Source organism: Desulfofundulus sp. TPOSR, from assembly GCF_011393055.1.
Taxonomy (GTDB): domain Bacteria; phylum Bacillota; class Desulfotomaculia; order Desulfotomaculales; family Desulfovirgulaceae; genus Desulfofundulus; species Desulfofundulus kuznetsovii.
On the sequence record NZ_JAAOEF010000001.1, the window covers coordinates 188,738 to 215,386 of the forward strand.

Below are 26,649 nucleotides of genomic sequence, written 5' to 3' on the forward strand. Positions count from 1 at the left end.
CCAGGGAACTACTTCTTGGGCTGGGCTTCCTTGACCAGCTTATCTTTGGGTGCGCCGCAAGACTTACACTTGCCGGGCTTGCAGCGGGCCTCCACCACATTCCCGCACTCCTGGCACTTCCAGACAGCCATCTACTCACCCCCTTTTGCCGCCTGCCGGATTACCTGGATAGCCGCTGCCGGATCCGGAGCACCAAAAACAGCCGAACCAGCCACCAGTACCGTAGCCCCGGCCTGTACCACCAGTGGGGCGGTGGAGGGATTGATACCACCGTCCACCTGAATTTCCACCTCCAACCCGGCACCATCCAGCATCTCCCGGATCTTGCGGATTTTAGGGAGGACCTGGGGAATAAAGGCCTGTCCACCAAAGCCCGGGTTAACGGTCATCACCAGTACCAGATCAAAAAGTCCGGGCAGGTATTCCAGCACTTCAGGAGGAGTGGCCGGATTCAGGGCCACCCCGGCCCTGACTCCCTTTTCCCGGATATGCGTGAGCGTGCGGTGCAGGTGCCGGCAGGCTTCCACATGTACCGTGATCAGGTCTGCCCCCGCCTCAACAAAGGAATCTATATAACGGTCGGGCTCTTCGATCATTAAGTGAACGTCAAAAAACAACCGGCTGTGGGGCCGCAGAGCCGCCACCACCAGTGGCCCGATGGTAATGTTGGGCACGAAGTGGCCGTCCATGACGTCAAGGTGGAGGTAGTCTGCCCCGGCCCTCTCCACCCGCTGCACGTCTTCCCTAAGGCGGGCAAAGTTGGCCGAGAGAATCGACGGTGCTATTTTGATCACTCAGTATCTCCTCTCCAGTTCCATTACTTCCTGCAGCAGTTGTAAATAGTTTTCGTAGCGAAAGGCGGAAATTTCCCCTTCCTCGACGGCCCTTTTTACCGCACAACCGGGCTCCTGGAAATGCAGGCAACCGGTGAAACGACAACCGTCGCGACGGGACACAAATTCCGGATAGAACTCCCCCAGTTCTTCCCGTTTCATTTCGGGTAAGTAAAGGCTGGAAAATCCCGGGGTATCTGCTACCAGACCTCCCCCGGGCAAGCGCAGGAGTTCCACATGCCTGGTGGTATGCCGGCCACGGCCCAATTTGCGGCTGATCTCCCCGGTTTTCAGATTTAAACCGGGGACCAGGGCATTTAACAGACTGGACTTGCCCACCCCGGAAGGTCCGGCCAGTACGGTAATATGCCCCTGTAGCAGGGCACGCAATTCATCAAGGCCGCTGCCATCCAGGGTGCTGGTACAAACAACCGGATAACCTGCCCGGCGGTAGGCCCCGATCATATCCCGGCTTAGATCTTCTCCCAGGTCCACCTTGTTAAAACAAATGGCCGGCCCTACCCCAGCATGTTCGGCCTGGATGAGAAACCGATCCAGTAAAAAGGTATTGGGGTCGGGATCCTTCATCGCAAACACAATCAGCGCCCGGTCTACATTGGCTACCGGCGGACGCACAAGGATAGTCCGGCGGGGGTGTACCTCTTCAATTACCCCCTGACCGTGGGGTTGGAGGCGAAAGGTAACCCGGTCTCCCACCAGCACCTGTTTTTTTTCCCGGCGAAAGCGCCCCCTCAAGGCGCAATCGTGTATTTCCTCGCCGCCCGCTACATAATAATGTCCGCCGTAAGCCTTGACCACTGTTCCTTCCCGCAGCATCTTTTAACCGGTTGCACTCCCCCCTTTTCAACTATCGTCATCATTTTTTCCCTCTTGAAGAGATTTTTGTTTTACCAGTTTATTGTCAACGTACACCTGGATAGTAGCCTGGCCGTAATAGCGTACGGTCGTTAATACCGTCTCCCCCGGTTGATGGGTATTTACGTAGGCTAAAGTGGTTCCCCGGACATCGTTAATCACTATTTTAACCTGGTGGGCCTGCCCGTCGTTGTCAAGGGGCACCTTCACCCGGGCCTCCCTGGGTACGGGTCCCGGCCCTTTGCTCAAGGTTACCTTTACGGACGTGCCCTGCTCAACCATGCCGTTGGGAGCAGGATCCTGGCTGACCACCTGATTCTGGAAGTAATCGGTACTCTCAACCCACTCGACATTTTCATCCAGGCTCAGGTTGTTTTCGGCCAGCTTGGCCCGGGCCTGGTCCAGGGTCAGCCCGATGAGGTTGGGCACCTTGGACTGCCTGGGCTTTGGTCCCAGGGAAAGATAAACCGTCACCGGGGTGTTGGGAGCTACCCGTTCCCCGGCAGCAGGAGATTGTTGAAAGATCAGATCCGGGGGAACGTTATCGTCGTAACCCTTCTGCACCTGTTCGGCCAGGACCAAACCCCTTTCAGTCAGGCGTATGCGCGCGTCTTCCAGACTCAGCCGGTACAGGTCGGGTACTTCCCGCAGGTCGGGACCCAGGCTGACCGTGAGGGTGATATCCCGGGGAGGCTTTACCGGCGCATCCGCCGGGCCAATATCCTGGTCAATAACAAATCCCTCGGGGATCTTGGGATGATGTTCCTTGCGCACTTTCACCTGCAATCCCAAATCAGCCAGTATCTTCTGGGCCTCGGACAACTCCTTGTTTATTACTGATGGCACTGTAACCGGGGGCGGTCCTATAAGATAACTATTCAGGGCATAGGCGCCCCCTGCCAAAAGGGCAAGCAGGAGAAGGGTCAGGGCCACCCATCCCGCCGGACGCAACCTGCGACGGGGCTTCTCTACCGGCTTGAGCACCCGGGTGGCCATTTCATCCAGGGGAATGAAACGGGTGACCTCTTCCCCGTCCCGGGCAAAAAGATTTTCCAGGTGCCGGGCCATCTCCCGGGCGGAAGCAAAACGCGACTGGGGATTTTTCTGCATGGCCCGCAGGATTACCTGCTCAAGCCCGGGGGAAACAGCAGGATTGCGCCGGGAGGGGGGCTCCGGTTCTTCCTGGATGTGTTTAATGGCTACGGCAATGGGACTGTCCCCGGCAAAGGGAACGCTACCGGTAAGCATTTCATAAAGAACCACGCCCAGGGAATAAAGGTCCGACTGGGGGCCGGCCAGTTCCCCGCGGGCCTGCTCCGGCGAGAGGTAGTGTACCGACCCTACAATGGTATCGGTCTGGGTGACGGTTGCCGCCGTGGCCTCCCGGGCAATGCCGAAATCAGTTAGTTTTGCCCGCCCACTCTTTGTAATCAGGATATTATGGGGTTTAATATCCCGGTGCACGATGTTGTTCTCGTGGGCGTGTTCCAGGGCCTCCAGGACCTGGAAAGCAATCTGCACCGCCTTTTCCGGAGGCAGGGCACCTTCCCGGCGGATGACGGTTTTCAAGTCCTCCCCGTCCACATACTCCATCACCAAGTACTGGATGTCATCTTCCTGCCCCACATCGTAAATGGACACGATGTTGGGGTGGGAAAGGCTGGCCACCGCCTGGGCTTCCCGGCGAAAACGGCGGGTAAAATCTTTATCCGAGGAGAATTCGGGGCGCAAAATCTTGATGGTAACCAGGCGGTTTAAGAAAGTATCCCGGCCTTTATAAACAACGGCCATTCCCCCGCCGCCCAGTTGTTCCAGGATTTCGTACCGGTTTCCCAACTGCCTCCCAATCATTACTTGTCACCTCAAGTCTTGGTTGGGTAGTTTAGCTTTTCCAATTCCATTTTATTCTAAACTACGGGCCGGCAGTCAGTACCGCCCGGATTATCTCCCGGGCAATGGGGGCGGCCACCACCCCGCCGGCACCACCGTTTTCCACAATCACCGCCACTACCACCCGGGGTCTTTCGGCCGGGGCAAAGCCAACAAACCAGGCATGGGTGTCCCCTTTGGGGTTCTGGGCCGAGCCTGTTTTACCGGCCACGGTTATCCCGGAAAGGGCCGCCCCCCTGCCGGTTCCCTCCCTTACCACATCCACCATAGCCTCCTTGATGACACCGGCAACCTCCGGACTGACCGCGGTAAGCCATGGCCGTGGGACAGACTGTAAAAGCACCCCTCCGTACGGGTCCTGCACCCGGGCTAAAAGGTGGGGGCGCATAATTACCCCGTCGTTGGCAATGGCTGCCGCCACCAGGGCCATTTGCAACGGGTTGACCAGCACCTCCCCCTGGCCGATGGCACTGGAGCCCAGATGGGGTTTATTCATCTTTTCCGGGGGGGCGAGGGTCCCGGGCCGGTAAGCAACCTCCGGAAGGCCACCCGCCCAGGGGTTTAAAGTCAAGCCAAAAGCGCGGGCAGTCTGGTAAAACCTTTCTGCTCCCATCTCCAGGCCCAGTCGGGCAAAAGTGGTATTGCAGGACACCGCCAGGGCCCGGTAGAAATCCACCGCCCCGTGAGCAGCAGTATCGGCAAGTCGAAAACCATCGATTATTAGACTACCCTGACAATTAAAAATACGTTTGATCACCTCGGGATTTGTAGTCAGGGCACCGGCTGCGGTGATTAATTTAAAGGTTGAGCCGGGCGGATAGGCCCCCTGGGTAGCCCGGTTTAAAAGCGGAGCCCCTTTATCCCGCTGCAACAAGTCGTATACGGTAAGAACCTTGCCATCAGGAGAACGGCCAGCCGGTTGCCCGATGGCATTGGGATCGTAGCTGGGGCTGCTGGCCAGGGCTAAGATCTCCCCGTTCCTTGGATCCAGCGCCACCACTGCTCCCCGCCGTTTACCCATAAGCCGCATGGCCAACTGCTGCAGGCGGGCATCCAGAGTGACCACCACATCGTTGCCCACCCGGGGACGCCCCAGCAGGCGGTCAATAATCACCTCAATTTTTTCTTCGTCGGTCATGGCTAAAAGATAACGGTCATAGGCCGATTCCAGCCCGGTGCGCCCGTAACGCTGGGAGATAAAACCTACTACGTGGGCGGCATCTTTTCCCAAGGGGTAGCTGCGCCTGTCTCCTTCGCTTTTCGCCAGCGCTGCTCCCCGGCGGTCGTAAATGGTGCCCCGGTGCACTTTAGCCTCGTAAGCAGCCAGGCGCCGGTTATGGGGGTCCGTGACCAGAGCCGGCCCCAGGAACACATTCACATAACCGATATAAAGGCTTAAGACGACAAAGGAACCCAGGATCAAACAGCTTAACCGACGGATATTATTTTTCATTTTCACCCCCGCCAATGCTTCCAACGCGCTAACCGTTTTTCAACGACTCCAACAGCTGTGTCTCGTGGGATATATTCAATAAAAGGCCCAAAATGATGAAATTGGCCACCAGGGAACTGCCACCGTAACTGACAAAAGGTAGAGTAACTCCAGTCAAGGGCAACAGCTTGATTACTCCGGCAATAATGATAAAGGTTTGCAATCCCATTAAAGCGGTAAATCCTGCCGCCAGAAGGCAGGCAAAATCATCCCGGGCCGCCAGAGCAATAACGAACCCCCGGTAGACAAAGAGCATATAAATGATTAACAGGCCAAGGCCGCCGGCCAGACCCAATTCCTCAGTTATAGCCGCAAAAATAAAATCAGTATGCACCGCCGGAACGAACTGGGGCAGGCCAGCACCTAGCCCGGATCCGGTGAGTCCACCCGCTGCCAGGGCGAAAAGGGATTGAACCACCTGGTAACCGGCGGTTTCCACGTACTGCCAGGGATTGAGCCAGATTTCCACCCGCAGCCGGACGTGTTCAAAAAGGGCGTAACTGCCTGCCGCCCCGGCTAAAAAAAGCGCTCCTCCCAGGCAAACATAGGCTACCCGGGCTGTGCTGGCGTAAACCATGGCCAAAAAGGTAGTAAAATAAATAAGCGCAGCACCCAGGTCCTTTTGAAAGATTAAGAGCAAAAGGGAAACACCCCACATGACCAGCAAGGGTCCCCATTCCTGCGGTGCAGGCAGGGCAATACCCATTACCGTCCGGGTACCTTCAGCCAGGGCCAGGCGGTTTTCGGCCAGAAAGGAGGCCAGGAAAAGCACCAGCAGGATCTTCACAAACTCCGAGGGCTGCACCTGAAACAATCCTAAATCCAGCCAACTTTTTGCCCCTCCCTGCTCCACCCCAAAAAATATGGGCAGCAAAAGGCCGATTATTCCCGCCAGGGCATAAACATACTTATAATCGGCCAGCACCCGGTAACGAAGCAAGAAGCGGGTAATCACCCAAAGGGTAAACAGGCCGATCATTAACCACACAAACTGACGTACTGCGTAAGCCGGATTTAAACGATAAAGAAAAACCAGGCTGGTAGAGGAAAAAAAGGCCACCAGGGGCAGCAAAAAGGGATCCCCGGCAAAACCGGTCCATGACCAGAAGAAGTGAAGGCCCCAGAAGGCCGCCATGGTGGCCAGCGCACCTATCAGCACCACTGCTGTGGACGGCGCTGGTTTAAGGAAATAAAGTGCTCCCGCCCCTACCAGCAGGTAAGCGCAGGCCCAAAAAAGCAACTTTCCTTCGACGGCCCGCAAATGGTATGCCCTCGGAGAAAACATCTTCATTCCACCGCCATTAAGATCACGGTAATGTTATCACTGCCACCCCGCTCAAGGGCGACCTGCACCAGCTTGTTCACGGCCCGGTTCAAATCCGGGTTTTTTTCCACCAGCATGACTATCTCCTGGGGTGATAAATGCACCGTCAAGCCATCGGTACACAGGAGGACTTTGTCACCAGGCTGGATTTTTACCCGAGCTCCATCCACCTCTACCCTGGGTTCAATACCTAGAGCACGGGTGAGCACATTGCGCTGGGGATGGCAACGGGCCTGCTCTTCACTGAGGCCCCCCAGCCGAACCAGTTCCTGGACCAGGGAATGATCTTCCGTAAGCTGGTGCATTTTTCCCTTGCGCAACAGGTATATACGGCTATCTCCCACATGGGCCAGGTAAAGATAATCCTTTGTAACCAGGGCCGCGGTTAAGGTGGTACCCATACCCCGGTAGCTGAGGTTGCTGGAAGATAACTGATAAACCAGCCGGTTGGCTTCTTGCACACCCTGCACCAGTATTGTTCCCGGATCGTCCGGGAAAGGATGGCGTGCCTTAAGGAAGCGCACCAGTTCAGCGATGGCCGTCCGGCTGGCAATTTCGCCGGCCTGATGACCGCCCATGCCATCGGCCACAACAAACAAACCCAACCCGGGTTCTATACACAGGCTGTCTTCATTTACCCGCCGTACCAGCCCCGCATCACTGGCTTGACTCCACTTCATAAGCCCACCTCACAAATTGAAAGGTAACGCCGCCGATACGTAGACGGTCGCCGTCGGCCAGAACGGTGGGCCGGTCCAGGCGCATCTCATTAAGATAGGTACCGTTTAAACTGCCCAGATCCTGCACCCAGTACTGGTCACCCCGGGAAAAAATGACCGCATGCTCCTGGGAGGAAAAAGGATCGGGGATAACCAGGCCGTTATGTTCACCCCGGCCCAGGGTAATCCTTTCCCCCAGGTAAAAGGTCATTCCCTTTTCCAGCCGGGGATCGGGACTGGCCAGAACCACCAGCCGCCCACCCGGTTTCGGAACGGCAGCTTCCCGGGAACCGTGAAGGGGTTTGGTTTCATTGCCGGGGCTTCTCCCGGCAGCAGCCGGGGTGGCCATGGCCGGGTATTCCCGGAGACCAAAAAACATCTGGCGGACTACCACAAATAAAAAGGCGTAAAGAAGAAAAAGGAAAAGATACCGCAATAGCGTTAGCAAGAGACCCAGCACATCATTCCACCTCGAAAATACAAAGGGTGGCGCCCATTTTAATGGCATCCCCCGGAGCTAAGACCTTGGTATTCACCCGTACCCCATTAACATAGACACCGTTAGTGCTGCCCAAATCCGTAATCACATACTCTCCGCCCCGGTATTCCAGCTGGGCGTGGCGTCGGGAAACACTGCTATCGCTGAAAACCACATCACAGGTATCGCGCCGGCCAATAACCATGGTGGAAGGTTGTAGGGGAAAAACCTTCCCTACCTGGGGGCCGGCCTTGACCACCAGGCGCGCCCTGGGCCCCGCGGAAACTACCGGTACCGGGGCGGTGTACCTGGCCGGTTGATATTCCAGGGTATCCTCAAACTCCCCTTCCCTGTTTCCAGCCGTACCTGTTTCCTCTTCGCCAGGCATGTAAACTGCTTCCCCAAAGCGTCCCTCAATGCGCATCTGCCCCTCCGGCACTGCCGCGTCCTCCTGGATTTCCACCCGGGGAGGGGCAACCAGGGTAAAATTTTTTTCCTGCGCTTTCTGGGCCAGGTAATCCTGTAACTCCCGGGCCATAAGGGGAGCAATGGAAGAAACCGCCCGGTAATCCTCAGGGTGTAAATAAATGGTAAACTCATTGGGTACATAAATCCGGCTGATACTTATCCGTTTCCGGTCGCGCATTTCCCGGGCCAATCTCTTGGCCATTTCTAACGGCTGTACCCGGCCTTTAAATTTATCCCGGAAGAAGCCCTCAATGTATCTTTCCAAACTACCTTCCAAACCGGAAAAGAGTCCCATGGGGGTCCCCCTCCCTATCTATTCAATCCCAGAACGCGGCGACGCAGTTGCCCGCAAGCGGCATCAATGTCGCTGCCCAGTTCCCGCCGCACCGTCACTGAAAGACCGGCCTTCTCCAGCAAATTTTTAAAGCGCTGTACCCGCGCCGCGGGAGTACGGGAAAACTCCCTTGCGCTCACAGGATTCGCCGGGATAAGGTTGATATGGCAAAGCAATCCCCCCACCAGCCGGGCCAGTTCGAGGGCAAAGCGTGGGCTATCGTTCACCCCGGCCAAAAGGACATACTCAAAAGTGATACGCCGGCCGGTAAGTTTTATGTATTCCCGGCAGGCGGGTATGAGCTCACCCAGGGGATAGCGCCGGTTGATGGGCATAAGACGGTTACGTAGTTCATCGTTGGGGGCGTGCAGGGATACGGCCAGGGTTAAAGGCAGGCGCCGCCGGGACAACTTTAAAATTCCCGGTACTACCCCGCAGGTAGATAAGGTAATATGCCGGTATCCAATCTGCAAACCGTAGGGTGCGGTAAGGTGTTCTAGAAAAATCATGACGTGGTCGAAGTTGTCCAGGGGTTCCCCGGACCCCATGAGCACCACGTGGCTGATCCTCTCACCAACGTCGGATTGCATGGCTAAAACCTGATCGTACATTTCCCCTGGTGAAAGGTTTCGAATAAAGCCGCCAATGGTGGAAGCACAAAAACGGCAGCCCATACGGCACCCCACCTGGGTGGAAATGCAAGCGGAACAACCGTAAATGTAGCGCATAAACACGCTTTCTACGGCCTGGCCGTCAGCCAGGCCGTATAAGTACTTTATGGCATCCCCCCGGCGGGAAACCTGTTTCTGCACCAATGTCAAACCGCGCAAAAGGGCTATGTCTTTTAGCCTGGCCCGCAAGTCCTTGGGCAGGTCGGTCATCTCATCCCAGGACAGGCAATTCCGCTGAAAAAGCCAGCGGGCCAGTTGCAGGGCCCTGTAAGGCGGTTCCCCCAACCGGCCTAAAAGGTCCTTTATCTGGTCGAGGGTGAGGTCCTTTAAATTAACCATGGGCGTGTTCCCCGTTTCGTCGACATCACCTATCATTATATTATACCATACCCGCAACTAAAAATTTTCAGAATCCTGGAGCCTTTACTATGAGGCGACAATGTCCCTGGTTGGGAAAGCCGCTTCTTCGGGGCGGACTGCCACTCACACAGGGACCCTCTTGCGCAGGCGGGCCATGAAAAATCCGTCCATCCCGTGCCGGTGGGGTAAAAGCTGGATATAACCGCGGGACAGGGTTCCCTGTTCATCCAGACCGGCAGGCAAAAGTGTTGAAAGATCTTCCAGTTGAAACTCTGGGTGGTGGTTTAGAAAGTCTTCCACCTGGCCGAGGTTTTCTTCCCTGGTTACGGTACAGGTACTGTATACCAGCACCCCGCCCGGTTTCAGGCAACGGGCCACCCCCTCAAGCATCTCTTTCTGCAGGCCTGCCATTTCCGCAATGGAAGCTTCGGTCTTGCGCCAGCGGGCATCGGGACGCCGGCGCAAGACTCCCAGCCCGGAGCAGGGGGCATCCAGCAGGATAAAATCCCATTGATGATGCGTACTCTGGTCAAGATGACGGGCATCCGCCTCCACGGGCCGGACACAGGTAATGCCCAGGCGGCGACAGTTGGCGGCAATCAATTTTATTTTATGGGGATGGATGTCCAGGGCGGTTATTTCCCCCCGATCCCCCATCAACTGGGCCAGGTGTGTGGTCTTGGTACCTGGAGCAGCTGCCGCATCCAGTACCCGCGCCCCCGGTAAAGGCGACAGGGCATGTCCCACCAGGATGGAACTTTCATCCTGGACCAGGAACAGGCCTTCTTCAAAAGGAGCAAAGCTGTGCAGGGAAGGAAAACCGGCTATCTTCAATCCTTCCGGAGCAAAGGATGTGGGTTCCGCCGTCACACCCTCTTCCCTTAACCGTTCCATCAACTCCTGCCGGCTGATCTTCAGGGTGTTGGTACGCACCGTGTTGGGGGCCGGGCCGTTGTTGGCCTGGCAGAGGGCTATTGTTTCCTCCAAACCATATTCCTTAAGCCACCGCCGGACCAACCAGGCCGGATGGGAGTAATAAAGGGAAATGTAGGCAACCGGGTCGTCCTTTAGATCGGGGAGAGGTATCTGCCTGCCCCGCCGGGCCAGGTTGCGCAGCACACCGTTCACGAAACCCACCGCCCCGGGGTGACCGTAACGGCGGGCCAGCTCGCTGGACTCGTTGCATGCCGCCGCATCGGGAACCCGGTCCATGTACATGATCTGATATGCCCCGAGACGGAGGATGTTCCGGACCCACGGATTTTGGGAAGCCAGGGGTTGGCGTAAGAAATGGCTCAGGAGCCAGTCCAGAGTATTTAAACGGCGCAGTACGCCGTAAGCCAGTTCGGTCGCAAAGGCCCGGTCCAGCTTACCAGGACGGTAATGTTCCAGAATGCGGTCCAGGGCCAGGTTGGCATATGCCTCCTCCTGATCCACGGCATATAAAACCTTTAAGGCCACTTCCCGGGCATTGATCCGGGCCAAAACCAATCACTCCTTATCCAACCCGCAAAAGTAGCGAATGGCTCTCTCCACCATGGGTATGGACACGCAGGTATTAAAACAGGGCCCGCAGGGTCGCTCGTTGGTCACCCCCAGAACGGGAATGGGATTGCTGTCCAGAATGCCGCTGGCCAAATCCCGTTCGCAGGCAACGGCAACAATCGCCCGGGGGTGGTATTCTCGCACGTATTTACGGGCCAGGGTACCCCCCGTAGCCAGGCCCATATTAAACCCGTACTTATCCTTCAGGTCCAGTAACTTGCTTATACAGCATCTCCCACAGCGGCGGCAGTTGTCAACATAAACCGTGATTTTATGGGGACATTCGCTGTACTGCAGGCAGTGGGGTACAAGCAAAAGCAATTCTTTTGGCTGCACCTTCAGGTGCCTGGCCCGTACCAGCTGGTTGTTGACCTCAATAAAGGATCTTTTAATCCGGTTGGGGTCTATGCGCAGCAGGCGGCCAAGGGCAAGGGCCACCGGGAAAAACAAATTTACGGCCACCCGCATGGGCCCCTGCAGCGGTTCAAAGGTACGGGCTGCCAGAAGGGTAATCACTATTCCCGCCAGGCCGCCAAAAGCCAAAAAGACGACCCCTACCAGCAGGGAAACCATGGTAAAAAGGATCACCTGGTAGGCAATGGAACGGGCAGGGTTAAAAATCAAGTACCAGGTACCCGCCGCCAGTAAAGCTACCAATAACAGGCTGGCCCCTAAAAGCCCTAAGAATAGCCGCTTATGAGTGTTCATGAATGGCAACCGCCCTTTGACCGCCCAGAACCGTCCCCGGAGCCAGGGGGTGACCGCGCAAAAACTCCGCCACGGGTAAACGCCGTCCTCCCTGCAGCTGCACTTCCCGCAAAGAAAGGCAACCCCTGCCTGTGGCCACCACCACTTCTTCACCGCCGGCTATAACCTGGCCGGGCAAGGCTCCTCTTGGAGCAGCTTCCTCCTTCACCCCCGCCCGCCAGACCTTGAGCACCTGTTCTCCCCACCAGGTCCGGGCACCGGGCCAGGGGTCCAGCCCCCGGATCTGGTTGTATAAATCCCGGGCGGGTCTCCCCCAGTCAATTATTTCATCCTCCCGGGTTAATGGGGGTGCATAGGTGGCCAGGCTATCTTGCTGGGGACGCCCTTGAACACGCCCCTCTTTTAAAAGGTACAGTGTTTTCAGCAAAAGGTCTGCCCCAATCCTGGCCAGCCGATCGTGAACCGTTCCGGCATTGTCCTCTTCGCCAATGGATATGGCTTGCTGCAACAGGATGTCACCCGTATCCAGACCCTCGTCCATGAGCATGATGGTTACACCCGTTTCCCTCTCCCCATTCATGATCGCCCGGTGAATGGGAGCAGCTCCCCGGTAACGGGGCAATAAAGAAGCATGAATATTGATACACCCCCGGGGAGGAAGGTGCAAAATGGAGGGCGGCAGGATCTGTCCAAAGGCCGCCACCACAATTACTTCCGGCTCCAGCTGTTTAAGCTGCTCAACAAAGGCAGCGTCCCGTACCCGGACGGGCTGCAGGATCGGCAGCCCCATGTGCAGGGCAGCCTGTTTCACCGGAGAGGGTTGAATTTTTTTGCCCCTTCCTTTGGGACGATCGGGCTGGGTAACCACTCCCACCACCGGGTAGCCGGCATCCACCAGCGCCTTCAGGGCGGGGACGGCAAAGTCGGGAGTACCCATAAACACAACACGCATAAATCCTTCGCTCCCTAATCAGGCCCCTGGTTTGACACGCCGGATGCGCACAGCCCGATCGATAAATAGTATGCCATCCAGGTGATCAATTTCATGCTGCAATGCCCTGGCCTGGAAACCCCGGGCATGGTGTTCTACCGGGTTACCGTACCTATCCAGCCCTTTGACCCGCACTTCAGCGGCCCTGGTCACTTCCCCTACCACATTGGGCAGGCTCAAACATCCCTCGGTATCAGTTTCTTCTCCCCGGGCCTCTACAACTTCAGGATTGATTAACTCAATTAAGCCTTCTCCGGTATCCACCACAATTACCCGCTTTGAGACCCCGATCTGGGGCGCGGCCAGCCCTACCCCCCGGGCGTGATACATGGTATCCCGCAGGTTATCCAAGAGCTTATGAATATTGGGGGTAATTTTGGCAACCGGCCTGGCCTTCTCACGCAATACCTCATCTCCATAAAGGACGATCTTAAAAACTGCCACCCCTTAAACCTCCTCAATTACATCATACTTTGCGGGGCAATGTCCACGGAAACCTGAACCCGGCGGTACCGGCCCGTCCCGGAAAAACCGTCCAGGGCGGCCGTTGCCGCTTCCCGCAGAACGCCCTGCGCCGAAGCTTTCAATACCAGGTGCCAGCGGTAGCGATCCTTAATGCGGGTGAGAGGAGCAGGGGCCGGCCCCAGCAGTTCAACAGGCACGCCAGCAGCATGGACTGCTTGGGCCAGGAAATCTGCCGCCTCCTGGACCTCCTTTTCCATCCTCCCGGTGACCAGCAACCGGGCGAGGTGGGTATAAGGAGGGTAGCCCAGGGTCCGCCTTAAAGCCATTTCCCGGCGGTAAAACCCCTGGTAATCATGGTTTTGGGCACAGGTCACGGCATAGTGATCCGGGGAATAGGTCTGGATCAGCACCTCTCCCCCCTGCTCTCCCCGGCCGGAGCGACCGGCCACCTGGGTGAGCAGCTGAAAAGTACGTTCGCTGGCTCGAAAATCGGGCATATAAAGGGAAATATCAGCATTGATCACTCCAACGAGGGTTACGCCGGGAATATCCAGCCCCTTGGCCACCATCTGGGTACCAATGAGGATGTCCGCTTCACCCTCACGAAAACTATCTACGATCTCCCTGTGGGCACCCCGCCGGCCTACGGTATCGCTGTCCAACCGCAGGACGCGGGCCGTGGGAAATAATCGCCGGATTTCCTGTTCTACCTTTTGGGTGCCCATACCCAGATAGGCTACATGTCGGCTGCCGCAACCGGGACACAGGGAAGGAGCCAGCACACTGTAGTTGCAATAATGACAGCGTAGCCGCCCGCTGACATGATAGGTGAGGGAAATATCGCAGTGAGGGCATTTCAGCACCAGACCGCATTCCCGGCAAACCACCAGCGTGGAATAACCCCGCCGGTTTAAAAAAAGGATAACCTGTTCCCGTCGGGACAATCGCCGGGCGATGGCTTCCTGGAGATCACGGGAAAAGATGCCCTTGTTTCCTTCCTGCAACTCCCGGCGCAGGTCGACAAGGCGCACGGACGGCAAGGGGAGTTCGCCCACCCGCCGGGTCAGTTCCAGCAAATGGTACGCCCCCCCACCAACGGCCTGGCAATACGATTCCAGGGAGGGGGTCGCGCTACCCAGAACTACCACCGCCCCGGCATACCCGGCCAAACGCAGGGCCACCGTCCGGGCATGATAGCGAGGGCTTTCCTCCTGTTTGTAGGAGGGTTCGTGTTCCTCATCTAAAATGATCAAACCGGGTTGCTCCAGGGGGGCAAAAATGGCCGAGCGGGCACCCAGCACCACCCCGGCCTCCCCGGTACGAAGGCGCTGATATTCATCATATCTTTCCCCGTCGGAAAGGCGGCTATGTAGCACAGCCACCTGGCGGCCAAAACGCCCCCTGAAAATATCAATCATCTGGGGGGTAAGGGCAATCTCCGGAACCAGCATCATGGCCTGTTTTCCCCGGGCCAGGGCCGCAGCGATGGCGTGGAGGTAAACCTCAGTTTTCCCGCTGCCCGTTACCCCGTGGAGCAAAAAAACCTGCCGTCCGCCTTTTTGATCCAGGGCCTCGATAATCTTGCTTACCGCCCGGATCTGTTCCCCATGGAGAACAGGTGGTTTTATCCTTTTTTCAGGCAAATCCTGGCACGGATCCCGGGACTCAACGCGTTCCTCACTGCGTAAAAGCCCTCTGGCAACCATGACATCCACCACCCGGGGGGAAACGCCGGCCGCTTCTGCCAGTTCCTTCCTGGACAGGCCGGGGCGGGCCTGAATAACCTGCCACACCGCAGCACTCTTTGGTGCTCGCCGGAAATCGGGAGCCTCGCAGCAGGCTGCCGGCCACAATCCCCGTACCTTTTTCGGCCCCTTCACCTGCAAAAGGGGCCAGATCATGGCTCGCAGTGCTTTAACCGTAGGGCAGAGGTAATAGGCCGCCATCCAGCGGGCCAGGGCCAGCTGGTGGGGAGTGAATAGGGGCCCCTCGTCTAAAAGGGCAGCCACATCCTTTAAATCGGCAGGGTTCGGTGCCGGACTAAAACCAACCACATAGCCCTCTACTTTACGGCGGCCGAAGGGTACCAGCACCCGGCTGCCAACCTGCACCTTGCCCGCCAGGGAAGAGGGCACGTTATAATGAAAGACCTTGTCCACCTGACGGAGAGCTAAAGACACCAGCACTTCCGCGTGCAACCTTATCTCTCCCTGCTACCAAACTTCAGGCGGGGTACACAGGCCCGGGGGGGCGGGGCAGAAACCGCCGGTAGGGACTCTTTTTTCGGTCTCTCAAACTGCCAATTTATGTTAAATACCGGTTTTTCTGTTTCCGCACCCTTATCTGCCGCCTCCAGCATCCCGGGCGGCGACACCGGTACCGGTAACCGTTCTTCCTCCGAGGGAAAACGGGGTGCGTGGGTAATGGTAATGCTGCTTAAAATGAATTCGTCTTCCCGGGTCAGCTCTCCACCGCTGTAATAACGCCGGCGCAATTCAGCCCGTGGAATAAAGGCCGAAAATTCCGCCGGCACATTCATCTTGTTGCGACGGCTCATGCGCATGGTTAATTCGCCGAGCCGGATGTCGACCTTGTCGACCTGGCACCACTTACGCCGTTCCGGACAATGAGGTGCGGAAAACCAGGGATGGAAAAACATGGCGCTCACTCCCTGGTATATTTTACTGCCCTTGGCGCTAAAAGGATACATTTACACTCTCAAGGGTCAAAAATTAAAGCAATCCCGTGTCCGCAGGAAGCATATGATACGGTTATAAACCGTTGACGAAAGTATTTAATATATTTACAATTAAAGTACAGAATACTTTTAGGAGGAATGTGCTTGCCCCAGGGAGAAGGTTACCTGGCCGTACGTACCGTAATTGAGCTTACCCGAACGATGGATTTGCTGGAAGACTTGCTGGCCAGGCACTTTGCCCATTTCAACCTTTCCCAGCCCAAATTTAATGCCCTGATGGAACTGTATTATGCCGGGGAAGAGGGCCTTCCCCTTTCCGAACTGGGGCAGCGCATGCTGGTTAGCCGGGCCAATATTACCGGCCTGGTGGACCGGTTGGAAAGGGACGGGCTGGTAGTCCGTGTTGTTGATCCTAAAGACCGGCGTGTGATCCGCGCCCAAATCACTCCCCGGGCCGTACAGCTTATCCACGGGGTCTTACCCCTGCACATGGACCTGCTTAAACGAGCCACATCCAGCTTAAACATCGAAGAAAAGGAAACCCTTATCCGTCTTTTAGTTAAACTGCAACAGGGCCTGGATAAATTGTAAAAAGCCTTTCAACCCCCGGTCGCAAACGGGGGAAATTTAACATTTTTGTAAGGGGGTTGATCGCTGTGAAGTGCGTCAGATGTCAGGAGGAAGTACCGCCGCAAGACAGCTATGACTATTACGGGCAAACTTTATGCGAGGACTGTTACATTGCCGCACTGCAACCTCCGAAACCCTGCGACCCGACGGCCGTGGCCAGCGCTAAAGCCACCAGAACACAGCTGGGACAGACAGGCACCGCAGGTCTGACCCCGCTCCAGAAGAGAATTTATGAATACATCAAGGAAAAGGGGAAGGCAACCAAGGAAGAACTGGCCAGTACCTTTAATCTGCCCCAGTGGGAACTGGAAAAACAGTTTGCAGTTTTACGCCATTGTGAACTGGTCAGAGCCACCAAAGAAGGACAACAAATATACTTCACTTTGTGGTAAGGATACATAGCTTTTAGCTGTTCCCCGGGTAACGCAGCTCTATAACCGCATCGAGGATACGGTGTGCCAGTGTTTTTTTATCCATCACCGGCAGGGATTGGGTACGCCCGTCGCGATAGAACAGCTTGACAATGTTGGTGTCGGCGCCAAAGCCCGCCCCCGGTTGGGTAACATCATTGGCCACCAGCAGATCCAGATTTTTCTTGCGCAGCTTTTGCTGGGCATTGGCCTCCAAATCTTCGGTTTCAGCAGCAAAACCTACCAGTGTCTGGTGTGGTTCTTTGCGTTGCCCCAGTTCATATAATATATCGGGATTTTTTTCCAGCTCCAGGATCAGAGTTCCCTCGCTCTTTTTTATTTTCTGGTCCGCCACTATTTTGGGGCGGTAGTCGGCTACTGCTGCCGCTTTAATAACCACATCCTGGGTGGAAAAGCGTTCCATTACAGCCTGGTACATCTGCCGGGCGGTTTCCACGGAAACCAGCTCCGCCCCAGCGGGCGGATCCAAACTGGTGGGAGCGGATACCAGGGTAACCGCGGCCCCGCGCTGTATAGCTGCCGCGGCCAGGGCGTAGCCCATTTTGCCTGAACTGCGGTTGGAGATATAACGCACCGGATCCAGGGGCTCCCTGGTCCCTCCGGCGGTAACCAGGACCTTTATTCCACCGAAATCACCCGGTGAAGAGATCAGGCCTTTAATATGTTCCAGGATAACCTCAGGGGCAGGCAAACGTCCACGGCCTTCCACACCACAGGCCAGGCGGCCTGCCTCCGGTTCTAAAATATGGTAACCCATCTCAACAAGCCGTTTAAGGTTGGCCTGTACCGCCGGGTGCGCATACATGCAGGCGTTCATGGCCGGGCAGAGGAGCACGGGGCAGGTAACCGCTAAAACCAGGGAGCTTAAAAGATCATCGGCGAGGCCGTGGGCCAGCTTGGCCAGGATGTTCGCCGTGGCCGGGGCAATTACAACTAAATCGGCTCTGGTGGCCAGCTCAATGTGGGGAATAGCCCCACCGGCAGGGGGGTTGAACAGGTCAGTATGCACCGGTCGCCCGGTAAGGGCGGCAAAGGTTAGGGGTCGCACAAATTCCTGTGCCGCCTGTGTCATGACCACGTCCACCAGGGCACCGGCCTTGACGAGGGCACTGGCTAGCTCCGCGGCTTTATAGGCGGCAATTCCCCCGGTTACGCCCAGGATGACGGACCTGTCCGCAAGCATGCTTTTCGCCCCCCGTGCACTACTTAAAGCCATGTTTGGTCCGGCGGTAACGGATCTGACCCCGGACAACCTCGTGTAATGCCCTGGTAACCGGCTTTACCGCCGGATTATCTCCTTCTTCTTCGCCTGTTTCCGTCAGCATTCTTGCTCTTTTCGCCACCACCACGACCAGCGTGTAGCGGCTATCAACTTTTTTCATTAGTTCGTCTAAAGACGGTTGATTCATGGCGATCCCCCGTACTCACCAGGAATTTTCTTTAAGATCCGTTAAATTACCCCAGCTTTCATCCATTTTTATGCGCTGAGGACGGCATTTTTCGGCTACAAGAATCGATTGCAGGACAGCAACTGCTTCCTCAACATGCCGGTTAATCACCACATAATCGTAACGGAAAAGGAACCTTAGTTCCGTGTTAGCCCAGTGCAACCGTCTTTGAATCTCTTCGATGGAGTCCGTACCGCGACCGGCAAGGCGCTCGGCCAACACAGCCCGGGAAGGGGGTAGGAGAAAAACCAGTACTGCTGAGGGAAACTTCTTTTTTACCTGCAAGCCCCCCTGAACATCAATCTCCAGGAGCACATCCTCACCCCTGGCCAGGGCATCCTCTACCGTTTTTAGCGGCGTACCGTAATAATTGCCATAGACCTCCGCCCACTCCAGCAATTCCCCGGCATCGATCATTTGCTGGAATTTCTCCCGGGAGACAAAAAAGTAATTAACCCCGTCCACTTCCCCGGCCCGGGGTTTTCTGGTCGTAGCGGAAATGGAAAGGTGAATCCCCGGTTGTTTTTCCAGCAAAGCGCGGCAAACGGTACCCTTACCGGCCCCCGAAGGACCGGACAGTACCATCAATATGCCCTCTGATTTCATGATTATTCATCCGGGCGCTCTTCCGGCTGGGCAGGAGTGCTCTCCTTGTTTACCAGACGATGGGCTACCGTTTCCGGCTGCACGGCGGAGAGAATTACGTGATCACTATCGGTAATAATCACTGCCCGGGTACGCCGCCCGTAGGTGGCATCCACCAGCTTGCCCTGATCACGGGCCTCGCTAATAATGCGCTTGATGGGTGCCGATTCGGGACTGACAATAGCCACAATGCGGTTTGCCGAAACAATATTGCCAAAGCCGATATTAATCAATCTAATCTCCATCATTCTCCCCCCTGCCACGGGATTATTCGATATTCTGCACCTGTTCCCGCATCTTCTCCAGTTCGCTTTTTACCTCCACCACCACCCGGCTGATCTCAAGGTCAGGTGCTTTAGAGGCAATGGTGTTGATCTCCCGGTTCATCTCCTGAATCAGGAAGTCCAGCTTGCGGCCCACGGGGCCACCCTCGTTTAGAAAGTCCCGGAACTGGGTTATATGGCTGGCCAGGCGCACCACTTCCTCGGCAATACTGGAACGCTCGGCAAAAATTGCTACCTCCGTAGCCAGCCGGGCCTGATCCAGCGGTGTATCGCGCAACCACTCCTGCAGTCTCTGGGTCAGGCGGTTGTGGTATTCCGTTACCACCTGCGGTGCCCTGGCTTTGATTTGCTCGTTCAGTTCCGCAATCCGTTCCAGGCGGCGGGTCAAATCCACCTTAAGCTGGCTGCCCTCGGAAAGGCGCATTTGCACCAAACCATCCAGCGCCTGTTCCAGGGCCTCGGAAACCAGAGGCCACCATGCATCATCATCTTCAACAGGCTCGTCCACCACCAGCAGTCCCGGTAGATTAATCAGATGCTGTATGGTGACGGGATCTGTTAATCCCAGGGTGACCTTTAATTCCTCCATTGCCTTATAATACGATGTAGCCAGGGCTTTGTCAACTTTTACAACTGGACTTTGCTCACCGCATTCCTCCACGGAAAAGTAACCGTCAATCCGCCCGCGGGAGATGCGGGACTGAATCAGCCTTCTGGCTCGATCCTCCAGAGAAACCATATTCCGGGGCAGGCGCAGGACAACTTCACAAAAGCGGTGATTCACAGATTTAAGTTCCACCGTAAATTTTTTGCCCTGCCCGTATGATTCTCCCCGGCCAAAACCTGTCATGCTCTTTAGCAAAAATCCTGCTCCTTTCCGAAAGTATATTAGATTGTTTACGCAAGGGGAACGATCAGCCCTCGTTCCCCTTAATTAATTTTAATCAATTTGTAGGAAAAACTGTTCAATGCGGTTGAGTCCTTCCACAATGTTTTCCATGGAGGTGGCGTAGGAAAGGCGGAAACAGCGGTCATCGCCAAAAGCCACCCCGGGAACCACCGCCACCTTGACCTCATCCAGAAGAAGGCTGGCCAGATCGCTGGCTCCGTTAATTTGCCTCCCTTTATACTGGCGGCCAATATACCTGGCCATAGAAGGAAAAACATAAAAGGCGCCGCTCGGAGTGTTACAGGAAATTCCCGGTATGGCGTTCAACCGCTGGAGCATGTAATCCCGGCGCCGCCGGAATTCCGCCACCATCTCCATCAAGGGCTCCTGGGTGCCGGTTAAGGCCGCCACACTGGCCGCCTGGGCAATGGAGGTGGGATTGGAGGTGGAGTGACTTTGCAAATCAATCATGGCCCTGGCCACCTCCGTAGGGGCGGCAGCATAGCCAATGCGCCAGCCCGTCATGGCATAGGCCTTGGACATTCCGTTGATGACCACCGTTTGCTCCTTCAAGGCCGGACTCAAGGAGGCTATGCTTACATGTTCGCAACCGTCATAGATCAGTTTTTCGTAAATCTCATCGGAAATAACCACCAGCCCGCGGTCTTCAATCACCTTTCCCAGCTCCACCAATTCTTCCTTAGCGTATACTGCGCCGGTGGGGTTGCCGGGAGAGTTTATAATCACCATCTTAGTGCGCGGGCTGACGACCGAAAGCAGTTCCTCGGCCGTCAATTTGAACCCGTTTTCCTGGCGCGTCTGGACGATTACCGGCACCGCACCGGCCAGCTTGATCTGTTCCAGGTAGGTGACCCAGTAGGGTGCTGGCAGAATAACCTCATCCCCCGGTTGGAGGAGCACCATCATGGCGTTGTAGAGGGAATGCTTCGCTCCCACGGAAACCACAATCTGCTCCGGTGTATACTCCAGTCCGTTATCGGCCTTCAATTTTTGTATAATGGCTTTTTTTAACTCCATGGTACCGCCCACCGGGGTATATTTGGTCATGCCTTTATGGATGGCGGCCATGGCCGCTTCTTTTATATGCTCCGGAGTATCGAAGTCCGGTTCCCCTGCACCAAAATTAATTACCTTTTCTCCGGCAGCAATCATTTTCTTGGCCCGGGCATCGATGGCCAGGGTGGGTGAAGGACTAATGTTTTTGACCCTGTCGGCAAGTTTCACGGCTGATCACTCCTGCAACGCGTTTTTAGAATCTTACTGGCCCGAGGTTTTTCTTAATGCGTTCCACTGCTTCTTTTAGACGGGCGGTATCCACAGTGAGGGACATCCGGAAATAACCCGCTCCATTGGCACCGTAACCGGTACCCGGCGTTATCACAACGCCAGCCTTTTCCAGAACCAGCTCGGTAAAGGATTCGCTGGTGTGCCCCGCCGGAACGGGAGCCCAGACATAAAAGGTTGCCTTTGGTTTTTCCAGCTTCCAGCCCAGGGAGTTCAAGCCGTCCACCAGGATGTCCCGGCGCTCCCGGTAAAGGGCGTTAACCCGGTCAATAACCTCCCGCGGGCCGTTTAACCCCGCCATGGCGGCATACTGGATGGCCTGAAATTGTCCGGAATCCAGATTTGACTTCAGGCGGCCCAGGGCTTCGATAACTTCCGCGCACCCTGCGGCCCAGCCAATCCGCCAGCCGGTCATATTAAAGGGCTTGGAAACGGAGCCAAACTCAATACCTACCTCCCTGGCGCCGGGGACTTGCAAAAAGCTTGGCGGCCGGTAACCATCAAAGGCCACTTCCGAGTAGGCCGCATCGTGGCAGACCAGGACGTTAAACTCCCGGGCAAAAGCAACCACTTCCGCAAAGAAAGACTCACTGGCCACCGCCCCCGTGGGGTTGTTGGGATAATTGATAAACATCATTTTAGCCCGCCGGGCCACTTCTGTGGGGATGGCGGCCAGATCGGGAAGGTATCCCCGTTCGGCCTTTAAGGGCATATAGTAGGGCTCCGCCCCGGCCAGGATGGCCCCCCCTGCATAAACAGGATAACCCGGGTCTGGTACCAGCACCGTATCCCCGGGGTTGAGGTAGCACCAGGAAATATGGGCGATGCCTTCCTTGGAACCAATAAGGGTGACCACTTCGGTTTTGGGATCCAGCTGTATTCCGAAACGTCCGGCATACCAGTTGGCCACTGTCTGGCGATAGCTGAGCATGCCTACAGAAGAGGGATACTGGTGGTTGGCCGGGTTGCGGGCTTCCTTAATCAGTTCCTCGATAATGTGGTCCGGGGTGGGTTGATCCGGATCGCCTATCCCCAGGCTTATGATGTCTATCCCGGCAGCCTTTTTTTCCTCGATCAACCGCTCAATGCGGGCAAAGAGATAGGGGGGTAAGTTTTTTATGCGTTGCGCCTGTTCGAACCGCAAAATCAATACCTCCTTACGTACACTACTACGGACAGGGAATCTGGCCGCAAAAGACTTCCTCTGCCGGCCCGGTCATATATAGATGATCGTCTTCCTTCCATTCAATGAGGAGGGTTCCCCCCGGCAGGTGAACCTTGACCTCACGGTCCGTGTAATTGTTCAGCACACCGGCCACCACCGTGGCACACGCCCCGGTACCGCAGGCCAGGGTAGGCCCCGCCCCCCGCTCCCAAACCCGCACCCTTACCTCGCCCCTGTTTAAAACCTGCACAAACTCCACATTGGTTTTACGGGGGAAAAGGGGATGCTTTTCCAGTTTCGGCCCCAACCCGTGCAGGTCTACCCGCTCCACATCGGGAACAAAAAGCACACAGTGGGGATTGCCCATGGAGACAGCAGTTACATGGAAGGCTTGCCCCTCAAGAACTAGGGGTTCATTGATTACCTGCCCCGGAGGGCCGATCATGGGAATGTCCTGCCGTTCCAAACGGGGGATGCCCATATCCACCCGCACCGCGGCCACCCGCCCGTTCTCCAGCACCAACCGGGGCACCATCACGCCGGCCCTGGTTTCGATATGCATTACTTCTTTTTTAATCCCGCCCCGCTCGTAGAGATATTTGGCCACGCAGCGGATGGCGTTGCCGCACATTTCTGCCTCGCTGCCATCGGGGTTAATGATTTGCATGAAAACATCGGCCCTGGGGCTTGAGTGGAGGAGCACCAGACCGTCGGCCCCGATACCAAACTGGCGGTGACAGAGCCGCCGGGCAGATTCGGACAAATCCTCCCCACCCGGCCATTCCTGTTTTACCAGATCGACCAGGATAAAATCGTTTCCCAAACCATGTACTTTGAAGAACTGCAATCAGGTAAGCCCTCCTTAAAGAGATACTGTCTCCTAACCCTCCCGCGCTTGGAGACAGTACTCCTAAACCGTATTATTTCTTTTAGCCGGAAGGGACAAAATTAATACTTCGCCCTGTCCGGTAGTTTTCCTGCAAAAGATCCAAAAATTTGGCCTTAGACTTTAATATACATTATTTTTTCCCTGGCCCGCAACTGCAGGTGCCTGAAGGCAGTACTAAACAGGGGCGGGGCCAGTGAGATTAGAATAATCACCAGCCACTGGGAAGCATCCAGGGGCACGGTATGAAATACCGGCTGCAAATAGGGCACATAGGTAACCGCTAGTTGCAAAAAAATGGAACAGAGTACTGCCCCCAGCAGGTGGGGATTGGAGAACAACCCCACTTCCCAGATGGTATGACGTTCCGAACGACAGGCAAAGACAAAAAACAGCTGGGAAAATACCAGGGTATTAAAGGCCATGGTCCGGGCCAGATCCAGGTGGCCGTGACCAAGGACATGAACTCCGGCAAAGACCAGCAATGTGCACAGACCGATGGCCAGGCCGCTGCCCAGGATACGCCAGGCCAGGCCGTGGGCAAAAATGCTCTCCCGGGGGTGCCGGGGCAGCCGGTACATGATATCGGTATCAGGCGGGTCCACCCCCAGGGCCATGGCCGGCAACCCGTCGGTAACCAGGTTCATCCATAATATCTGAATGGGCAAAAGGGGCAAAGGCAGTCCGGCCAGCACGGCAAAAAACATGACCAGCACCTCCCCCACATTGCAGGAAAGGAGGTAACGTATAAACTTGCGGATATTATCGTAAATACCCCGCCCCTCCTCCACGGCGGCCACAATGGTGGCAAAATTATCGTCGGCCAAAACCATGGAGGAGGCCTCTTTGGTTACGTCCGTACCGGTTATGCCCATGGCGATACCGATATCCGCCTCCTTAATTGCCGGAGCATCATTGATCCCGTCTCCGGTCATGGCCACCACATGGCCGGCCTGCTTCAGTGCCCGGACAATGCGCAATTTATGGCGCGGTGACACCCGGGCGTATACCGCCACTTCTCCCACCATCCGCCTCAACTGATCATCGTCCAGCTGGTCCAGTTCTCTTCCGGTTAAAATGCGCCCCTGGCTTCCCAAAAGACCCAGTTCCCTGGCCACGGTTGCAGCAGTAAGGCGGTGATCCCCGGTAATCATCACCACCTTGATTCCTGCCCGGCGGCAACGCTGCACGGCGGTCACTGCCGCCGGCCGGGGCGGGTCGATCATCCCCGCCAGACCTACAAAAACCAGGTTTCGTTCGACCTCCGCCTCCGTCAACTCTCCCGGAGGTGCGGGTCCCAGCCTGCACCAGGCCAGGGCCAGGACCCGCAGGGCGTCGGAAGCCATGGCGGCATTCTGACGTAAAATTTCTTCCCGCTGGCGGGGCGTTAAAGGAACTATCCGGCCGTGGCGGTAGGAGTGGGTGCACAGCTCGAGCACCACATCAGGGGCCCCCTTGACGTAGGCAACCAGGGTACCGTCGGCTTGCTTGTACACCACGGACATGCGCTTGCGCTCGGAATCAAAGGGGAACTCCATCACCCTCTGCTCGTGGCGTTCAAGTTCTTCCCGCCAGAAGCCTGCCTTGGCCGCCATGACCAGCAGCGCCCCTTCGGTGGGATCGCCGTTGATGGTCCAGACGGGGGATTCCCGGCGGGCCAGGCTGCGAAACAATCCTCCTATGGAAACCCCGCTGCGGATGAGCATAGCGTTATTGCACAGGGCGGCAATCTTGAAAAATAACTGGAACTCTTCAGCACGGGGGGTGAGCGAGGTGATTACTTCCCCCTTGGGATCATACCCTTCTCCCGTAAACTCCACGGGAACCTGGCCCACCACAGCCCGGCGCACCGTCATTTCATTTTGAGTCAGGGTGCCGGTTTTGTCGGAACAGATCACCGTGGCGCAGCCCAGGGTCTCCACCGCCGGCAGCTTGCGGATAATGGCCCGGCGCCGGATCATGCGCTGTACCCCGATGGCCAGAGCGACGGTAACAATGGCGGGCAGTCCCTCGGGAATGGCCGCCACAGCCAGACTGACTCCGGCCAGGAACATCTGGCCGGCCGGCTCACCGCGGTAAATGCCCACCGCCACCACCAGGGCACAAACCAGCAGGCAAAAAACCACCAATCCCCGTCCCAACTGGGCCAGGCGGCGCTGCAAGGGGGTCTCTTCACTCCCAGCCTCTTGAATTAACCCGGCAATGCGGCCCATCTCGGTGGCCATTCCCGTAGCCACCACTATCCCCTTACCCCGGCCGCGGGTTACCACTGTCCCCAGGTAGGCCATGTTACGGGCATCACCGGGGGTAACCCTTCCCGGAATGGGCTCTACCCTCTTTTTAACGGGGGCGGACTCACCGGTAAGAGCAGACTCCTCTATCTCCAGGTTTACCGCCTGCAACAGCCGCAGATCTGCCGGCACCCGATCTCCCGCCTCCAGTAAGACCACATCCCCGGGCACCAGTCCTGCGGCGGGGATCTTTTGGTCCATCCCCCCCCGGATTACCCGGGCCTCGGGAGCGGTGAGCTCTTTTAAAGCTTCCATGGAGCGCTCGGCCCGGTACTCCTGGACGCAACCCAGAATGGCATTGATGATCACAATGACCATAATGGTGGCGGCGTCCACAAATTCTCCCAAAAATCCAGAAATGATGGTAGCTGCCAGCAAAATCAACACCATGAAATCTTTAAACTGTTCCAAGAACATCCGCCATAAGGGCACCCGGGGTGCCCTGGCCAGTTCATTGGGACCAAAGCTGGCGGTCCTCCCCCTGACCTCCCGCTCGTCCAGGCCCCGGTGCGGATCGGTCTTGAGCACCGCTGCCACTTCTTCGCCAGTTAAGGAATACCATTGTTCCGGCATTGGCCATCACCCCTACCATTGCGGTTTGTCCCACTTAAACATATGCGCATCACCTGGCAAAAATAACCTCCGAGGGGCATGATCCAAACTATCCCTTTGCTAAAGCTGGCAAAGGGAGCGGGGCAGCACAAAAACCATTTACGAAACGTGGCGCGGTGGTAAACAAACCGCGTATCCTGCGTAATCCTGTCGATATTGGTGCGGTAAGGAAAAACGGTAGCAGAATCCTTGCCCGTACCTTGCGGGCCGC

General features: G+C 56.4%; 27 protein-coding genes. 2 read left to right on the forward strand and 25 right to left on the reverse strand.

Annotation, left to right across the window (positions count from 1 at the left end; translation table 11 throughout):
• Positions 1-8 precede the first annotated feature (8 nt).
• From G7K71_RS01060 to G7K71_RS01135, 16 genes are all read right to left on the reverse strand, one after another.
• Positions 9-131, reverse strand: coding sequence for an RCKP-type rubredoxin-like domain-containing protein (locus G7K71_RS01060; protein ID WP_072867148.1), 123 nt, complete (start codon positions 129-131; stop codon positions 9-11).
• Entirely contained in the window at positions 132-794 is a 663-nt protein-coding gene (rpe, locus tag G7K71_RS01065; protein WP_166342878.1) for a ribulose-phosphate 3-epimerase, read from the reverse strand. It lies immediately after the preceding gene.
• Positions 795-1,670, reverse strand: a complete 876-nt coding sequence (gene rsgA, locus G7K71_RS01070) for a ribosome small subunit-dependent GTPase A (RefSeq protein WP_207712568.1) — start codon at positions 1,668-1,670, stop codon at positions 795-797.
• Between the two features lie 27 nt (positions 1,671-1,697).
• Positions 1,698-3,560, reverse strand: a complete 1,863-nt coding sequence (gene pknB / locus G7K71_RS01075) for a Stk1 family PASTA domain-containing Ser/Thr kinase (protein WP_166342880.1) — start codon at positions 3,558-3,560, stop codon at positions 1,698-1,700.
• A 61-nt stretch (positions 3,561-3,621) separates the two neighbouring features.
• Positions 3,622-5,052 carry a penicillin-binding protein 2 gene (locus G7K71_RS01080; RefSeq protein WP_166342882.1) on the reverse strand — a complete coding sequence of 477 codons (1,431 nt, stop codon included), beginning with the start codon at positions 5,050-5,052 and terminating at the stop codon, positions 3,622-3,624.
• Between the two features lie 28 nt (positions 5,053-5,080).
• The gene (locus tag G7K71_RS01085; RefSeq protein ID WP_166342884.1) at positions 5,081-6,376 is read right to left on the reverse strand and encodes an FtsW/RodA/SpoVE family cell cycle protein; all 1,296 of its coding nucleotides are present in this window, start codon (positions 6,374-6,376) and stop codon (positions 5,081-5,083) included.
• A gap of 2 nt (positions 6,377-6,378) precedes the next feature.
• Positions 6,379-7,095, reverse strand: coding sequence for a Stp1/IreP family PP2C-type Ser/Thr phosphatase (locus tag G7K71_RS01090; protein WP_166342886.1), 717 nt, complete (start codon positions 7,093-7,095; stop codon positions 6,379-6,381).
• Positions 7,073-7,594 carry an FHA domain-containing protein gene (locus G7K71_RS01095; protein WP_166342888.1) on the reverse strand — a complete coding sequence of 174 codons (522 nt, stop codon included), beginning with the start codon at positions 7,592-7,594 and terminating at the stop codon, positions 7,073-7,075. Before G7K71_RS01095 ends, G7K71_RS01090 begins: the two co-directional genes overlap by 23 nt.
• 1 nt (position 7,595) lies before the next feature.
• Positions 7,596-8,375: a DUF3662 and FHA domain-containing protein gene (locus G7K71_RS01100; RefSeq protein ID WP_166342890.1), complete on the reverse strand. Its 780-nt coding sequence runs from the start codon at positions 8,373-8,375 to the stop codon at positions 7,596-7,598.
• A gap of 14 nt (positions 8,376-8,389) precedes the next feature.
• The gene (gene rlmN, locus G7K71_RS01105) at positions 8,390-9,460 is read right to left on the reverse strand and encodes a 23S rRNA (adenine(2503)-C(2))-methyltransferase RlmN (RefSeq protein WP_243174524.1); all 1,071 of its coding nucleotides are present in this window, start codon (positions 9,458-9,460) and stop codon (positions 8,390-8,392) included.
• Between the two features lie 108 nt (positions 9,461-9,568).
• Positions 9,569-10,930, reverse strand: coding sequence for a 16S rRNA (cytosine(967)-C(5))-methyltransferase RsmB (gene rsmB / locus G7K71_RS01110; protein ID WP_166342892.1), 1,362 nt, complete (start codon positions 10,928-10,930; stop codon positions 9,569-9,571).
• A 6-nt stretch (positions 10,931-10,936) separates the two neighbouring features.
• Positions 10,937-11,698, reverse strand: a complete 762-nt coding sequence (locus tag G7K71_RS01115; RefSeq protein WP_166342893.1) for a DUF116 domain-containing protein — start codon at positions 11,696-11,698, stop codon at positions 10,937-10,939.
• Positions 11,685-12,650: a methionyl-tRNA formyltransferase gene (fmt, locus tag G7K71_RS01120; protein ID WP_166342895.1), complete on the reverse strand. Its 966-nt coding sequence runs from the start codon at positions 12,648-12,650 to the stop codon at positions 11,685-11,687. The genes G7K71_RS01115 and fmt overlap by 14 nt, the downstream gene beginning before the upstream one ends.
• Before the next feature lie 18 nt (positions 12,651-12,668).
• Positions 12,669-13,133 (reverse strand): peptide deformylase, encoded by a 465-nt coding sequence (gene def, locus G7K71_RS01125; protein WP_013822410.1) that lies wholly within the window; start codon positions 13,131-13,133, stop codon positions 12,669-12,671.
• Positions 13,134-13,150: 17 nt separating this feature from the next.
• A complete protein-coding gene (gene priA, locus G7K71_RS01130; RefSeq protein WP_166342896.1) occupies positions 13,151-15,352 on the reverse strand; it encodes a primosomal protein N' in 2,202 nt (733 codons plus the stop codon).
• 2 nt (positions 15,353-15,354) lie between these two features.
• Positions 15,355-15,813, reverse strand: coding sequence for a hypothetical protein (locus tag G7K71_RS01135; protein WP_166342898.1), 459 nt, complete (start codon positions 15,811-15,813; stop codon positions 15,355-15,357).
• A 177-nt stretch (positions 15,814-15,990) separates the two neighbouring features.
• On the opposite strand from G7K71_RS01135, the gene G7K71_RS01140 reads away from it, so the two are divergent.
• A complete protein-coding gene (locus G7K71_RS01140) occupies positions 15,991-16,443 on the forward strand; it encodes a MarR family transcriptional regulator (protein WP_070321076.1) in 453 nt (150 codons plus the stop codon).
• 65 nt (positions 16,444-16,508) lie between these two features.
• The gene (locus G7K71_RS01145; RefSeq protein ID WP_013822406.1) at positions 16,509-16,874 is read left to right on the forward strand and encodes a hypothetical protein; all 366 of its coding nucleotides are present in this window, start codon (positions 16,509-16,511) and stop codon (positions 16,872-16,874) included.
• Between the two features lie 13 nt (positions 16,875-16,887).
• Here G7K71_RS01145 and coaBC read toward each other — a convergent pair whose 3' ends face one another.
• The 9 genes from coaBC to G7K71_RS01190 all read right to left on the reverse strand — a co-directional run bounded on the left by coaBC (position 16,888) and on the right by G7K71_RS01190 (position 26,399).
• Positions 16,888-18,096, reverse strand: a complete 1,209-nt coding sequence (gene coaBC / locus G7K71_RS01150; protein WP_166342899.1) for a bifunctional phosphopantothenoylcysteine decarboxylase/phosphopantothenate--cysteine ligase CoaBC — start codon at positions 18,094-18,096, stop codon at positions 16,888-16,890.
• 19 nt (positions 18,097-18,115) lie between these two features.
• Positions 18,116-18,322 carry a DNA-directed RNA polymerase subunit omega gene (gene rpoZ, locus G7K71_RS01155; protein WP_013822404.1) on the reverse strand — a complete coding sequence of 69 codons (207 nt, stop codon included), beginning with the start codon at positions 18,320-18,322 and terminating at the stop codon, positions 18,116-18,118.
• 15 nt (positions 18,323-18,337) lie between these two features.
• Positions 18,338-18,967: a guanylate kinase gene (gene gmk, locus G7K71_RS01160; protein WP_013822403.1), complete on the reverse strand. Its 630-nt coding sequence runs from the start codon at positions 18,965-18,967 to the stop codon at positions 18,338-18,340.
• A gap of 2 nt (positions 18,968-18,969) precedes the next feature.
• The gene (gene remA / locus G7K71_RS01165; RefSeq protein WP_013822402.1) at positions 18,970-19,251 is read right to left on the reverse strand and encodes an extracellular matrix/biofilm regulator RemA; all 282 of its coding nucleotides are present in this window, start codon (positions 19,249-19,251) and stop codon (positions 18,970-18,972) included.
• Between the two features lie 22 nt (positions 19,252-19,273).
• Positions 19,274-20,152 carry a YicC/YloC family endoribonuclease gene (locus G7K71_RS01170; RefSeq protein ID WP_166342901.1) on the reverse strand — a complete coding sequence of 293 codons (879 nt, stop codon included), beginning with the start codon at positions 20,150-20,152 and terminating at the stop codon, positions 19,274-19,276.
• A 78-nt stretch (positions 20,153-20,230) separates the two neighbouring features.
• On the reverse strand, positions 20,231-21,424 hold the full coding sequence (locus tag G7K71_RS01175) for a pyridoxal phosphate-dependent aminotransferase (RefSeq protein WP_166342902.1): 1,194 nt from the start codon (positions 21,422-21,424) through the stop codon (positions 20,231-20,233).
• A gap of 25 nt (positions 21,425-21,449) precedes the next feature.
• Positions 21,450-22,628, reverse strand: coding sequence for an LL-diaminopimelate aminotransferase (locus G7K71_RS01180; protein WP_013822399.1), 1,179 nt, complete (start codon positions 22,626-22,628; stop codon positions 21,450-21,452).
• Between the two features lie 25 nt (positions 22,629-22,653).
• Positions 22,654-23,496 (reverse strand): diaminopimelate epimerase, encoded by an 843-nt coding sequence (gene dapF / locus G7K71_RS01185; protein ID WP_013822398.1) that lies wholly within the window; start codon positions 23,494-23,496, stop codon positions 22,654-22,656.
• A 155-nt stretch (positions 23,497-23,651) separates the two neighbouring features.
• Positions 23,652-26,399: a calcium-transporting P-type ATPase, PMR1-type gene (locus tag G7K71_RS01190; RefSeq protein ID WP_166342904.1), complete on the reverse strand. Its 2,748-nt coding sequence runs from the start codon at positions 26,397-26,399 to the stop codon at positions 23,652-23,654.
• Positions 26,400-26,649 lie beyond the last annotated feature (250 nt).